The organism is Dactylosporangium cerinum (genome assembly GCF_042653625.1).
Lineage (GTDB): Bacteria > Actinomycetota > Actinomycetes > Mycobacteriales > Micromonosporaceae > Dactylosporangium > Dactylosporangium cerinum.
The window spans coordinates 276,273-288,764 of the sequence record NZ_JBHSIU010000004.1 but is presented as its reverse complement, the minus strand read 5'-3'; the positions used below and the strand labels follow the sequence as shown (position 1 = coordinate 288,764).

Below are 12,492 nucleotides of genomic sequence, written 5' to 3'. Positions count from 1 at the left end.
ACAGGAGCAGCCGGTGGCAGCACAGCGCACGATCGCCCAGCGGGCGATCCGCCAGGAATCGGAAGTGCTGCTGCGTCAACTGGACGCCTATCTCACTGCCCTGCGGACCGGCCGCGGCACCGCCCCGCGGAACGGTCCCGGCGCCACCGACGTCGGGCACGCCGAGCGGATGGCCGCCGCCCTCCGGCAGCTGATCGCCGACACCGCCAGATCGAGCGCGGTCGACCGGGCCCGGGTGCGGGCCGCCGTGCACTACTTCGTCTACCGGGGCGCCACCGGCGCCACCGGCGCCACCGGCGACGGTCCGGCCCGCCCGGGTGGCGCCCGGCTGGCCCTGCTCACCGGAGGCCGCGCACCCGTCGAACGCCGCCGCCAGGGTGACGACGACCGGGTGGTCAACGACCTGCTCCGCGACCTGGGTCGGGCGGACCTGATCGTGGAGCACTGAGAACTTGCCTGGCCGGGCAGCGAAGAGGGTCCCCCATGAACCAGTGGGGGACCCTCCATGCGTTGCGCGGCAGGAACGGCACTACGACAGGCTGGCCGTTGCCAGCTTGACGCTGAACGCCAGGAACAGCCCGCCGACCGTGGTGCTCAGCCCGGCGGCCAGCTTGCGGCGCGAGCGGAACTGCTCCGCGAGGTAACGCCCGGCGAAGATCAGCACGGTCAGGTAGATCGCGCTCAGTACCTCGGCGACGATCCCGAGCAGCAGGAAGCTCACCGCCGGATACGCGTAGTCCGGGTCCACGAACTGGATGAAGAAGGACACGAAGAACAGGATCGCCTTCGGGTTGAGCAGACTGATCACCAGTGCGCGCCGGAACGGCCGGTCCGCGGGCGGCTCGGGCTGCGGCGTCGAGGCTGGTGCACGTAGCCGTCGCACCGTGTCGACCACCAGACGGACGCCGAGATAGGCCAGGTAACCGGCCCCCGCGTATTTGACCAGCACGAACAGCCACGGATAGGTGTGCAACAGCGAGGCGACGCCACCGGCCGACAGCGTCATGAGCAGCGCGTCGCCGAGCCAGACCCCGGCCGCGCCCCGATATCCGTCCCGAACTCCGCGGCGGGCGGCGACGGACAGCACATACAGCGAGTTGGGCCCGGGCAGCAGCACGATGGCGGCGGTGCCGAGCACATAGGTCCACGGGTTGGTCACGCCGAGCATCAGCGGACCCCCGCTTCCAGCGCCGAGGTCAGCCGCTCCCGCGCCGCCGACCATTCGCCGGCGAGCATCGCGAAGCAGACCGTGTCCCGCCAGCTGCCGTCGGGGCGCTGCCGGTGCGCGCGCAGGACGCCCTCCCGCTCGGCGCCGAGCCGGGCGATGGCCCGCTGTGAGCGCTCGTTGCGGATGTCGGTGTGCCACTCCACCCGGTTCGCGCCGAGCGTGTCGAACGCGTGCGCCATCAGCAGCAGCTTCGACTCCGTGTTGATCGCGGTGCGCCAGTGCGGCCGGCCGAGCATCGTGTGCCCGATCGCGATCGAGCGGCGGCCCTCGTCGATCGCGTAGAACGAGGTGCTGCCGAGGATCTCGTTCGTCGCCGGGTCCCGCTGCACGAAGGGTGTCCGCGTCTCGTCCTTGATCGCCGTGGCGATGATCGTGGCCATCTCCTCGACCGAGCCGGGACGGGCCACGGTGAGATGGGTCCAGACCTCGGCGTCGTCGAGCGCGGCGAACAGGCCCGGCGCGTCCGCGTGGTCGAGCGGCTCGATCACCACGTGCCGCCCCCGCAGCGTCGGTGCGCCGCGCCAGCCGGTCGCGGCAGGCCGCAGATACTCCGGGACCGGCACGAGCGTGTCCGGTGCCGATCGGGGTGTGCCGGCGACGAGCGTGAGCGGCACCACACCCGCCCAGTGCGGCAACTGCATGTCCTGCGCGTCGTCGGACGGATCACCCGTGCGGACCTTGGCGGACACCTCTCGCAGCGGCAGTGCCAGCAGGGCGGTCTGGGCGAACTCCTTGGGGTTGGGTGGACGGCTGTCCGCGGCGCGGCCCGGGACGATCTTGTCGACGAGTGCCGCGAACGCCAGGTCGCGCTCCTGCGGGTCGGTGACCAGCCGGGCGGTGCCGTGCGCCACGACCGAGCGGTAGTTGGCGCTGTGGTGGAACTGCGAGCGGGCCAGCACCAGGCCGTCGAGCAGCGTCACGGTCACGCAGATGGGCAGGCCGCCGTCGCGGGCCGCGAGCAGCGCGCGGTTTCCGGTCGAGCCGTGCAGGTAGACGACGTCGCCGACGCGCGCGTGCAGGGTCGGCAGCACGCGGGGCTCGCCGTCGACCACGAACCCGAGGTGGCAGACGTAGGCCTCGTCGAGGACGGAGTGCACCAGGCCGGCGTCGTACGACGCGCGCTCGCCCATCCGGTTGGGTGTCGTCCGCGCCGTCTTCAGATAGGTTTCCACCGCGACCTCGTTTGTTCTAGTACAATCTCGTAACTGTGGCAGTACAGTATCAGCCGACCGGGGGCACCGCAGCCCAGATTTCGGCCAGCGTCGAGAGCGGCATCCGCAGCGGCGAGCTCGACCCGGGTGCCCCGCTGCCCTCGGTCCGGGCGCTCGCCGTCGACCTGGGCGTCAGCCCGGCGACCGTCGCGGCAGCGTATCGGGTGCTCCGCGAGCGGGGGCTGGTCGAGACCGCCGGTCGCGGCGGCACCAGGGTCCGGCCCCGGCCGCCCGTGGCCAGGCGGACGCGGCACACCCTCGCCGTGCCCGCCGGCGCCCTCGACCTGGCCAGCGGCGGCCCCGACCACGACCTGCTGCCGCACTACGCGCCGCACCTGATCCGGCTCGCCGCCAGCATGCCGCCGGTCGGCTATGCCGGCGGTGGCCCGCTGCCCGAGCTGCTGGAACTGGCCGGCGAGCGGTTCGCCGCCGACGGCATCCCGTCGGGGCGCCTCACCGTGGCCGGCGGTGCGCTCGACGGGCTCGAGCGAGCGCTCGTCGCCCACCTGCGGCCGGGCGACAAGGTCGCGGTCGAGGACCCGGGCTGGGCCAACCTGCTGGACCTGGTCGCGGCGCTCGGCTTCACCCCGGTGCCGGTGCCGGTGGACGACGAGGGGCCCACGGAGGAAGGTCTGCGCGCGGCGCTCCAGGCGGGCGTCGCCGGCCTGGTTGTGACCTCCCGCGCGCAGAATCCCACCGGCGCGGTGATCACCGGCCGGCGGGCCGCGGCGTTACGGGGCCAGCTCGGCGCGCACCGGCAGCTGCTGGTGCTCGAGGACGACCACGCCGCCGAGCTGGCGCACGAGCGGGTGCATCCGCTGGTCGGCGTGACCGGCTCATGGGCGTATGTGCGGTCGCTGTCGAAGCCGTACGGGCCGGACCTGCGCGTCGCGGCGATCGTCGGCGACGACGTGACCGTGGCGCGGATCGAAGGGCGCATGCGGCTGGGTGTCGGATGGGTCTCCACCGTCCTGCAGCGCCTGGTCGTGGCGTTGTGGCAGGACCCGGAGGCCACAGCGGCGGTCGACCGTGCCCGGGACGTCTACGCGACCCGCCGGGAGGCGCTGCGCACCGCGCTCGGGGATCTGCCGGCCCATGGTGTGAGCGGGATCAATGTGTGGCTGCCGGTGCCCGACGAGACGTCGATGGTCGCGGGGCTGCGCGAGGACGGCTTCGCCGTGACGCCCGGCTCCATGTATCGCCTGCTCACGCCGCCTGCGATCCGGATCACCACGGCCGCGCTCGACCCACGCGACGCCGGACGGGTCGCCGAGGCGGTGGTGCGCAGGCTCACCGATCCGTCCAGGCGACAGGTGTGACGTTGTGGCTTCGGGTACCCCCTGCGCCGACAAACTGTCGGACCCTGCCGATAGTGTCCGTCGGCATGGGACCTGCAGCGGAAACGGTCAGGCGGTCATCGACGCACCCGAAATCGTCCACCCGCTGTTGAACAGCGAGTAGGAAGGACCGGGTCGGCTCCAGCTCGCTCCGGGGCGCGTCATCAGGGAGGGGAATGACATGCGCACCAGCACGTTCAGGACGATCGGCATCGCCGTCGCGGCGTTGGCACTGGCACTGACCACCGCCTGTGGGGGCGACGACGACAAGGCCACCAGTGGCAGCTCGAAGAGTGCCGGCGCCTCGTCGACCGGGCCGTCCGCCAAGGACGTGCTCACCGCGGCCGTCAAGGACCTCAACTCGAGCACCTACGGCTATGTGATGAAGATCCCCGAGGGCACGTTCACCGGCTCGATCGACCCTGCCGGCAAGCAGCAGGTGAAGGTCGACGGGGTCGCTGCGGGCGGGGTCAAGTACACGATCGAGGGCATCGCGCTCGGCGCCGACTACTACTTCAAGACCAGCATCCCGACGACCGGCATCAACGCCAAGAAGTGGTACAAGCTGGATCGCTCGAAGATCAAGAAGGACGCGATCATCGGGCTGATCGAGGCGAAGGACCCCACCGTCAGCCAGGGCTTCGTCGCCCGCGTCGGCACCGCCACGCAGAGCGGCCCGACCACGATCACCGGCACCTATGACCTCACCGGCGGCGGTGACCTCGGCATCGACGACGCCGCCGTGCTGCAGGCGCTCGGTGACAAGGCCAAGGCCGCACCGTTCACGGCCACCCTCGACGGTCAGCACCTGGTCTCGTTGAAGATCACGGTCCCGGCCTACGGCACGGTCGCCGAGCAGGCGCTGACGGTTGACTACACCGGCCACGGCCAACCGGTCGCCGTCGCCGCGCCGAAGGCCGCCGACGTCATGGCCGCGCCCGCCGCCGTCTACGGCCTGCTCAACGGCTGACCCCGATGCTGCGACGACGGCGGACCCCGATGCTGCTGACCCCGATCCAGCCAGGCCATGCGCCCGGCCGCCCGGGCCACGCGCCCGGCCGCCCGGGCCACGCGCCCGGAGGCTCGGGCCACGCGCCCGGCCGCCCAGGCCACGCACCCGGAGGCTCGAGCTACACGCCCGACCGCCCGCGCCGCGCGCCCGTCCGGTCAGGACTCGCGCACCTGCGGTCAGGACTCGCGCACCTGCGGTCAGGACCCGCGCGCCGACGGTCCGGGCCGGCCCGCCCGCGGCGTGCAGCCCCGGCCGTGCTGGCGGCGCTGGTCTCGGCGCTGCTCACGACGGCCGCGCTCGCCGGCTGCTCGTTCGGCAAGAGCGAGCCGCCGCGGCCGACCACCGGGCCGTCGGTGGCACCGTCGCAGAGCGAGCTGACGAAGAGCCTGCAGGCGTTGATCAACGGCGGATACAGGTTCAAGGTGGTGGCCAAGGAGGGCAGCTACACCGGCGGCATCGACCCCGTCGCGGACCTGCTCGACGCCACGGTCAGCGTCTCGTCCGACGGGGCCTCGCTGAAGATCGACACGCTCGGCGTGCGGGGCACCGCGTATACCCGGCTGACCGGGCTGCCGATGCCCGGGTTCGACGGCAAGACCTGGTATCGGGTGGACCCCGCCCGGGTCACGCGGCCCGGGTCGCTCGGGCTCAGCGCCATCAAGGATCCGACGGGCGTGCAGGCGCTGGTCGCCGCCACCCACGACGTGCGCCGGGAGAACCGCGGCTACACCGGCACCGTCGACATGACCCGCGTGACGACGTGGGGACCGGTCAACATCCCGCAGGTGATCCAGCTCGGCGAGGTCGCCAGAAGGATCCCGTTCGAGGCGACCGTCGACGACCAGGGCCGGCTCGTGTCGATGAAGGTCGAGATCCCCGACAACCCGGTCACCGCCACGTATTCCGACTTCGGCGGCACGCTCAGCGTCACCGCCCCCACCGGCGCCGAGCCGTTACCCGACCACCTCTACGGCATGCTCGGCCTCTGATCCGGGTCGCGGGCCCGGTCGTGGTCGGTTCGGCCTAGGCGAGACCGTGTCTCACGGAGAACACTGCACGTCATGGAACAGCACCTGTACGAAGCCGAGCACGAAGCCTTCCGGGAACTGTGCAAGGCGTTCCTGGCCCGCGAGGCGGTGCCGCACAACGACGAGTGGGACAAAGCAGGCATCGTCGACCGGGAGATCTGGCGCAAGGCGGGCGCGGCCGGGCTGCTCGGCATGGACGTCGACGAGGAGCACGGCGGCGGCGGGCAGAAAGACTTCCGCTTCAACGCGGTCCTCGTCGAGGAGATCGTCGCCGCGGGTGCGTCCGGTCTCGGGTTCGGGCTGCACAACGACGTGGTCGCGCCGTACCTCACCGAGCTGGCCACCGAGGAGCAGCAGAAGCGCTGGCTACCCGGGTTCTGCTCCGGGGACATCGTGACCGCCATCGCGATGAGCGAGCCGGGCGCCGGCAGCGACCTCGCCGGGGTGCGCACCTCCGCCGTGCGCGACGGCGACGAGTGGGTCCTCAACGGGCAGAAGACGTTCATCACCAACGGTGAGCTCGCCGACCTCGTCATCGTCGTGGCGAAGACCGACGCCTCGCTCGGTGCCCATGGCATCAGCCTGTTCGTAGTCGAGACCGGCACGCCGGGCTTCACCCGGGGACGGCGGCTGGAGAAGGTCGGGCTCAAGGCCAACGACACCGCCGAGCTGTTCTTCGACGACTGCCGCATCCCCGCCGACCACCTGCTCGGCCAGGAGAACGCCGGCTTCTACCACCTGATGGCGAACCTCCCGCGGGAGCGGCTCGGCATCGCGGTGGCTGCCGTCGCGTCCGCCGAGCACGTCCTGGCGATCACCCTCGACTACGCCAAGACGCGGCAGGCGTTCGGCAAGCCGATCGGGTCGTTCCAGCACAACCGGTTCGTGCTCGCCGAGCTCGACACCGAGGTGACGATCGCCCGGACGTTCCTGAACCAGTGCATCGCCGAGCAGAACGCGGGGCGGCTCTCCGTCGCCGACGCGGCCAAGGCGAAGTGGTGGACCACGGAGCTGCAGAACAAGGTGGCGGACCGCTGCGTCCAGCTGCACGGCGGCTACGGCTTCATGATGGAGTACCCGGTCGCGAAGGCCTGGCTGAACAGCCGCGTCCAGACCATCTACGGCGGCACGACCGAGATCATGAAGGAGATCATCGGCCGTAGCCTCGGGGTCTAGGCGTCGGCGACGGCGGCGAGCGCGGCGAAGACCAGCGCGGTGGACGTGGCGCCCGGGTCCTGGTGACCGGCGCTGCGTTCGCCCAGGTAGGACGCCCGGCCCTTGCGCGCCTGCAGCGGTGTCGTCGCGGTCGCCCCCTCCGCGGCCGCGGCGGATGCGGCACGAGCGGCCGCCGCGAACCCGGCCGGGGCCGCGGCGGCGAAGGCGTCGACCGCCGGGGTGAGCGCGTCGACCATGGTCTTGTCCCCGGGCGCGGCCTTGCCGAGCCGCACGATCGCGTCCAGGCCCGCCCGCAGCCCGTCGCCGAAGGCAACGGCGTCCACCTCGCCCGGCAGGGACTTGCCGAGGGCGCGGAACAGGCTGCCGTACAGGGGGCCGGAGGCGCCGCCGACCTTCGACACGAGGGTCGTGCCGGTCTTGGTGAGGACCGCCCCGGCCGTGTCGGCCTCGAACCCGGCCAGGGCGACGACCACCGCGTCGAACCCGCGGCGCAGGTTGACGCCGTGGTCGCCGTCGCCGATGGCGGCGTCGAGGTCGGTCAGCTCGGCGGCGTGCTCGGTGACCGAGGTGGCGACGGCGGCAACCCACGCGCGGGCCAGGTCGGCGTCCACGTCAGGCACCCCACCGCAGGCCAGGGGTGCGGACCGGGGCGTCCCAGAGCCGCAGCAGCTCGTCGTCGACCCGGCACACGGTCAGCGAGATCCCGGCCATGTCGAGACTGGTGACGTAGTTGCCGACGAGGCTCCGGACCACCCGCACCCCGGCGTCGGCAAGCAGGCGGCTGATGTCGTTGAACATCACGTACAACTCCAGCAGCGGGGTGCCGCCCAGACCGTTGACCAGCACGATCACCTGACTTCCAGGCTCGAGAGGCTTGGCCGCCAGGATGGGCTCCACGATGCGGGCGGCGAGGTCGCGGGCCGGTCGCAGCTTCTCGCGGGCGCGGCCGGGCTCGCCGTGGATGCCGACGCCGACCTCGATCTCGTCCTCGGGCAGGTCGAAGCCGGGCTTGCCGGCGGCCGGGGTCGTGCCGGAGGTCAGGGCGATCGCGAAGGACGCCGAGCGCTCGTTGACGTCCCGGGCGACGGCGGCGACCGCGGCGAGCGGGGCACCCTCCTCGGCGAGCGCGCCGGCGATCTTCTCGACCAGCAGGGTCGCGCCGGTGCCGCGGCGGCCGGCGGTCCAGGTGGAGCCGTCGACCGCGACGTCGTCGTCGACGAGAACGCTCTCCACCGTGGTCTCGGCGTCCTCGGCGGCGAGCTCGAAGTTCATGACGTCGCCGGTGTAGTTCTTCACGATGTGCACAACGCCCGCGCCGCCGTCGACGGCCCTGGTGGCGGCCAGGATCTGGTCCGGGACGGGGGAGGTGAAGATCTCGCCGGGGCAGGCCGCGTCGAGCATGCCGAGCCCGACGAACCCGCCGTGCAGCGGCTCGTGCCCGGAGCCGCCGCCGGAGACGAGGCCCACCTTGCCGCGGCGCGGCGCGTCCGCCCGCACGATGATCTGCTCGTCGAGGTCGACCCGCAGCTCGGGATGCGCGGCGGCCATCCCTGCCAGGGCTTCCCGGACCACGTCGTCCGGATCGTTGATGAACTTCTTCATGCCTGCCATTTTGGGGGTACCGACGGTGCATAGCATTGCCCGCGTGGCACACATGGTGGGAATCGTCCTCGTTTCACACAGCGAACGGCTGGCGCACGGCCTGCGGGACATGCTCGTGCAGGTGGCGGGGGAGGAGGTGCCGATCGAGGCGGCCGGCGGCACCGACGACGGGGGACTCGGCACCAGCTACGACCGGATCCTGGTCGCGATCGACCGGGCCGACCGGGGCGGCGGGGTCCTGGTCCTGACCGACCTGGGCAGCGCCGTCCTCACCGCGCAGACCGTGCTCGAGGACCGGGTCGCCAACACGGCCGTCCTGGTCGACGCGCCGTTCGTCGAGGGGGCGGTCGCCGCGGCGGTTCTGGCCGGCGCCGGTGCCGACCTGGCCGAGTGCACGCGGGCGGCGACGGAGGCTCGCGATGTCCGCAAGCTCTGAGGCGACGGTCGTCCTGCCGGCGGACCTGCACGCCCGCCCGGCCGGTGCGCTGGTGCGGGCGGCGGCAGGCTTCACCAGCACCGTGGACATCCTTTTCGACGGCAGGCGGGTCAGCGCCCGCAGCGTGCTCGGGGTGATGGGGCTCAATGCCCGCGCAGGCGCGTCGGTGCGGGTGTCGGCCATGGGCGACGACGCCGACGCCGCGGTCCGTGCCGTAGTGGCGCTGCTCTCGACCTACGAGTAAGGAGTGGTGCGCATCTTGGTGCGTACGCGAGGATGGCCGGGTGATCGACACCCCTCCAGCTGCCGCGCTCCAGCGGCGCACCCTCGGCCTGCTCGTCTCCACGCAGGTCATCGGCGGTTTGGGGGTGGCGAGCGGGGTGTCGATCGGCGCGCTGCTGGCCGCGGAGATGGCCGGGCCGACGGCCGCCGGCCTGTCCGGCAGTGCCGCGGTCATCGGGGCGGCCCTGATCGCGATCCCGGCCACGCGACTGATGCGGACCGGTGGGCGGCGGCCGGGGCTGGTATTCGCGTACGCCGCCGGGGTGACCGGCTCGTTGCTGGTCGTCACCGCGGTCTGGCTGCAATGGGTGCCGCTGCTGTTCCTGGGCACGTTCCTGTTCGGCGGGGCGAGCGCGGCCAACCTGCAGTCCCGGTACGCGGCGGTCGACCTCGCCGACCGTGACCGCCGGGCGCGGCACCTGTCGCTCGTGGTGTGGGCGACGACACTGGGCGCGGTGGTGGGCCCGAACCTGGCGCCGTTCACCGATCGGGTGACGATGCCGTGGGGTGCGCCGGAGTACGCGGGGCCGTACCTGTTCAGCGCGCTGGCGTTCGGGCTGGGGGCGGTGGCGTTGTTCGTGCTGCTCCGGCCGGATCCGCTGCTGACGGCACGGTCTTTGGCGGATGTTTCCGATCTACCGGAAAAATCATCGTCGTGGCGGTCGGCGTTCGCCGCCATCCGGGCCAGCGTCGGCGCGCGGCTGGGGGTCTCCGCCGTCGCGGTCGGGCACGTGGTGATGGTCGGTGTGATGTCGATGACGCCCGTGCACATCGGCGGCTACGTGCACGAGCACGGCGACCTGCTGCGCATCGTCGGACTGGTGATCAGCGTCCACATCACCGGCATGTACGCGCTGTCCCCGGTCATCGGCTGGGCCACCGACCGGTTCGGCCGCCGGCCCGTCATCCTCTCGGGTGTCGTGCTGCTGGCCCTCGCATGCGCGCTGAGCGCCACCGCCGGCGACCGCACGGTCCAGCTCTCGGTCGCATTGGGCCTGCTCGGCGTGGGTTGGGGCGGCACGATGGTGGCCGGCTCCACACTGCTGTCGGAGTCCGTGCCCGTCGGGGAGCGCGCCGGCGTGCAGGGCCTGTCCGACGTCATCATGGGCGTCTCGGCGGCCACCGCGGGCGCGCTGGCGGGGGTGGTGGTCGACCTGTTCGGCTATGCCACGTTGTCGGTGCTGGCGGGCATCGCCGTGGTGCCGCTGGCTGCTCTGGCGTTGCGGAGGTCTTAGTCTTGGCCGCGTGCGACTGACGGATTTCTGGCAGCGGCTTGAGGAGTCGTTCGGTGTGGCGTACGCCGGGAGCCTCGCCAACGACCAGGTGCTGACCGAGTTGGGTGGACGGACCATCAAGGAAGCCCTCGCAGGTGGCGAGGACACCGCAGTGGTGTGGCGGGCTGTGGTCGCCGCATACCCGGAGCGTGTTCCTCGCAGGCTGCGGTGATGTTTTTTGGCGTGTCGCCTCGTTGATCGTACAGATGTACGGGTAGTCTCCTCAGGCGTCGGTGCCGGTTTTTGTCATACCCGGCGCTTACCTTGTCAGCGTGAATAAACGAACGCCGACGAAGACCGCGAACTCAGGGGTGACGGACATGGCAGTGCAACCTGACCGGGAGAAGGCGCTCGGGCTCGCCCTCTCGCAGATCGACAAACAGTTCGGCAAGGGCTCGGTCATGCGCCTCGGTGAGCGGGTCATCGCTCCGATGGCCGTGATCCCGACCGGCTCGATCGCCCTCGACGTGGCGCTCGGCATCGGCGGTCTGCCCCGCGGCCGGGTCATCGAGGTCTTCGGGCCTGAGTCCAGCGGTAAGACGACCGTGGCGCTCCATGCCATCGCCAACGCGCAGGCGCAGGGCGGCATCGCGGCGTTCATCGACGCGGAGCACGCCCTCGACCCCGACTACGCCAAGGCCCTCGGCGTCGACACCGACGCGCTGCTCGTCTCCCAGCCCGACACCGGTGAGCAGGCCCTCGAGATCGTCGACATGCTGGTCCGCTCCGGCGCCCTCGACATTATCGTCATCGACTCGGTCGCCGCCCTCGTGCCGCGCGCCGAGATCGAGGGCGAGATGGGCGACAGCCACGTCGGCCTCCAGGCCCGCCTCATGAGCCAGGCGCTGCGGAAGATCACCGGTGCCCTCAACAACTCCGGCACCACCGCGATCTTCATCAACCAGCTCCGCGAGAAGATCGGCGTCATGTTCGGCAGCCCGGAGACCACGACCGGTGGTCGCGCGCTGAAGTTCTACTCCTCGGTCCGCCTCGACGTGCGCCGTATCGAGAGCCTCAAGGACGGCACGGACGTGGTGGGCAACCGCACCCGCGTCAAGGTCGTGAAGAACAAGGTGGCCTCGCCGTTCAAGCAGGCCGAGTTCGACATCATGTACGGCAAGGGCATCTCCCGCGAGGGCTCTCTCATCGACGTCGGTGTCGAGCAGACGATCATCCGCAAGGCGGGCGCCTGGTATACGTATGACGGCGACCAGCTCGGCCAGGGCAAGGAGAACTCCCGCAAGTTCCTCCGGGAGAACCCAGACGTGGCCGCCGAGATCGAGAAGAAGATCAAGGAGAAGCTCGGCGTGGGCGTCGGCCAGGCCACGGACGCCGCCGGCGGCCCCGAGGCGGTCCCGGTCGACTTCTGACCGGCTCGGCCAGGTCCAAGCTCTTCCTTGCACGCGCGACTCGCGGCGTTCGGCGCCGGTCCGCGAGAGGACCCCTCGTTCGGGGTTCGGCTCGCGGCCCGGCCCGCCGGGTGCTCAGCTGCGATCGCCGGTGTTGATGCAGGTTTGCCGCTCGTCGTCGGTTCCGTGCCGGCGCGGGCGGTGCGGGTTTCGGAGGTGCGTTCGTGCCGGGCAGGCGGCGATCCAGCGATCCCAGCGAGCAGGAAGCCGGGGACGGCGGGCACGAGCCTGACGTTGTGCCGCCCACCGCCGTCGAGCCCGCTGCGGCTTCCTGGCTGCTCGCCGACCTGGGCGACGACAACCCCTGGCTGTCCGCCGAAGCCCAACCGGGCGGCGCCGCAGGTGTTGCGCCAGCGCGTCCTGGACGGGCATCTCCGGGCGAGGTGCCGCCGGGCTGGCCGTCCGATCCCGAGCACAGTGACGTTTCGACCACCCGGATTCCCGCCCCGGGACGCGCGGCCGGCAGCGTTCCGCCTGCCTGGCTGGCGACCCCTGAA

The 12,492-nt window shown here is 71.7% G+C and carries 14 protein-coding genes; 10 read left to right on the top strand and 4 right to left on the bottom strand.

Going from position 1 to position 12,492, the window contains the following annotated elements; translation table 11 throughout:
• Positions 1 to 13 precede the first annotated feature (13 nt).
• Positions 14 to 448 (top strand): hypothetical protein, encoded by a 435-nt coding sequence (locus ACFPIJ_RS02225; protein ID WP_380112854.1) that lies wholly within the window; start codon positions 14 to 16, stop codon positions 446 to 448.
• A gap of 81 nt (positions 449 to 529) precedes the next feature.
• Here the strand turns inward: ACFPIJ_RS02225 and leuE are convergent, their stop codons facing one another.
• Both leuE and ACFPIJ_RS02215 read right to left on the bottom strand, forming a co-directional pair.
• Positions 530 to 1,168 carry a leucine efflux protein LeuE gene (leuE, locus tag ACFPIJ_RS02220; RefSeq protein ID WP_380112853.1) on the bottom strand — a complete coding sequence of 213 codons (639 nt, stop codon included), beginning with the start codon at positions 1,166 to 1,168 and terminating at the stop codon, positions 530 to 532.
• Positions 1,168 to 2,358: a bifunctional pyridoxamine 5'-phosphate oxidase family protein/GNAT family N-acetyltransferase gene (locus ACFPIJ_RS02215; RefSeq protein WP_380113064.1), complete on the bottom strand. Its 1,191-nt coding sequence runs from the start codon at positions 2,356 to 2,358 to the stop codon at positions 1,168 to 1,170. The genes leuE and ACFPIJ_RS02215 overlap by 1 nt, the downstream gene beginning before the upstream one ends.
• 77 nt (positions 2,359 to 2,435) lie before the next feature.
• Between ACFPIJ_RS02215 and ACFPIJ_RS02210 the strand changes: the two genes are divergently transcribed.
• The 4 genes from ACFPIJ_RS02210 (at position 2,436) to ACFPIJ_RS02195 (ending at position 6,992) form a co-directional block, all read left to right on the top strand.
• Positions 2,436 to 3,758: an aminotransferase class I/II-fold pyridoxal phosphate-dependent enzyme gene (locus tag ACFPIJ_RS02210; RefSeq protein WP_380112852.1), complete on the top strand. Its 1,323-nt coding sequence runs from the start codon at positions 2,436 to 2,438 to the stop codon at positions 3,756 to 3,758.
• 199 nt (positions 3,759 to 3,957) lie between these two features.
• The gene (locus tag ACFPIJ_RS02205; protein WP_380112851.1) at positions 3,958 to 4,746 is read left to right on the top strand and encodes a hypothetical protein; all 789 of its coding nucleotides are present in this window, start codon (positions 3,958 to 3,960) and stop codon (positions 4,744 to 4,746) included.
• 296 nt (positions 4,747 to 5,042) lie between these two features.
• On the top strand, positions 5,043 to 5,777 hold the full coding sequence (locus ACFPIJ_RS02200; RefSeq protein ID WP_380112849.1) for a hypothetical protein: 735 nt from the start codon (positions 5,043 to 5,045) through the stop codon (positions 5,775 to 5,777).
• A gap of 72 nt (positions 5,778 to 5,849) precedes the next feature.
• On the top strand, positions 5,850 to 6,992 hold the full coding sequence (locus tag ACFPIJ_RS02195; protein ID WP_380112848.1) for an acyl-CoA dehydrogenase family protein: 1,143 nt from the start codon (positions 5,850 to 5,852) through the stop codon (positions 6,990 to 6,992).
• On the opposite strand, the gene dhaL is transcribed toward ACFPIJ_RS02195, so the two are convergent.
• On the bottom strand, positions 6,989 to 7,603 hold the full coding sequence (dhaL, locus tag ACFPIJ_RS02190; RefSeq protein ID WP_380112847.1) for a dihydroxyacetone kinase subunit DhaL: 615 nt from the start codon (positions 7,601 to 7,603) through the stop codon (positions 6,989 to 6,991). The genes ACFPIJ_RS02195 and dhaL overlap by 4 nt on opposite strands.
• 1 nt (position 7,604) lies before the next feature.
• A complete protein-coding gene (gene dhaK / locus ACFPIJ_RS02185) occupies positions 7,605 to 8,594 on the bottom strand; it encodes a dihydroxyacetone kinase subunit DhaK (RefSeq protein ID WP_380112846.1) in 990 nt (329 codons plus the stop codon).
• Positions 8,595 to 8,646: 52 nt separating this feature from the next.
• Here dhaK and dhaM point away from each other — a divergent pair, with 52 nt between their 5' ends.
• The 5 genes from dhaM (at position 8,647) to recA (ending at position 11,956) form a co-directional block, all read left to right on the top strand.
• Positions 8,647 to 9,030: a dihydroxyacetone kinase phosphoryl donor subunit DhaM gene (dhaM, locus tag ACFPIJ_RS02180; RefSeq protein ID WP_203846145.1), complete on the top strand. Its 384-nt coding sequence runs from the start codon at positions 8,647 to 8,649 to the stop codon at positions 9,028 to 9,030.
• Positions 9,014 to 9,274: an HPr family phosphocarrier protein gene (locus ACFPIJ_RS02175; RefSeq protein WP_380112845.1), complete on the top strand. Its 261-nt coding sequence runs from the start codon at positions 9,014 to 9,016 to the stop codon at positions 9,272 to 9,274. Before dhaM ends, ACFPIJ_RS02175 begins: the two co-directional genes overlap by 17 nt.
• A 40-nt stretch (positions 9,275 to 9,314) precedes the next feature.
• A complete protein-coding gene (locus tag ACFPIJ_RS02170) occupies positions 9,315 to 10,547 on the top strand; it encodes an MFS transporter (RefSeq protein WP_380112844.1) in 1,233 nt (410 codons plus the stop codon).
• 10 nt (positions 10,548 to 10,557) lie between these two features.
• Positions 10,558 to 10,758 carry a DUF3046 domain-containing protein gene (locus ACFPIJ_RS02165; RefSeq protein WP_380112843.1) on the top strand — a complete coding sequence of 67 codons (201 nt, stop codon included), beginning with the start codon at positions 10,558 to 10,560 and terminating at the stop codon, positions 10,756 to 10,758.
• 148 nt (positions 10,759 to 10,906) lie between these two features.
• Entirely contained in the window at positions 10,907 to 11,956 is a 1,050-nt protein-coding gene (gene recA / locus ACFPIJ_RS02160; protein WP_380112842.1) for a recombinase RecA, read from the top strand.
• Positions 11,957 to 12,492 lie beyond the last annotated feature (536 nt).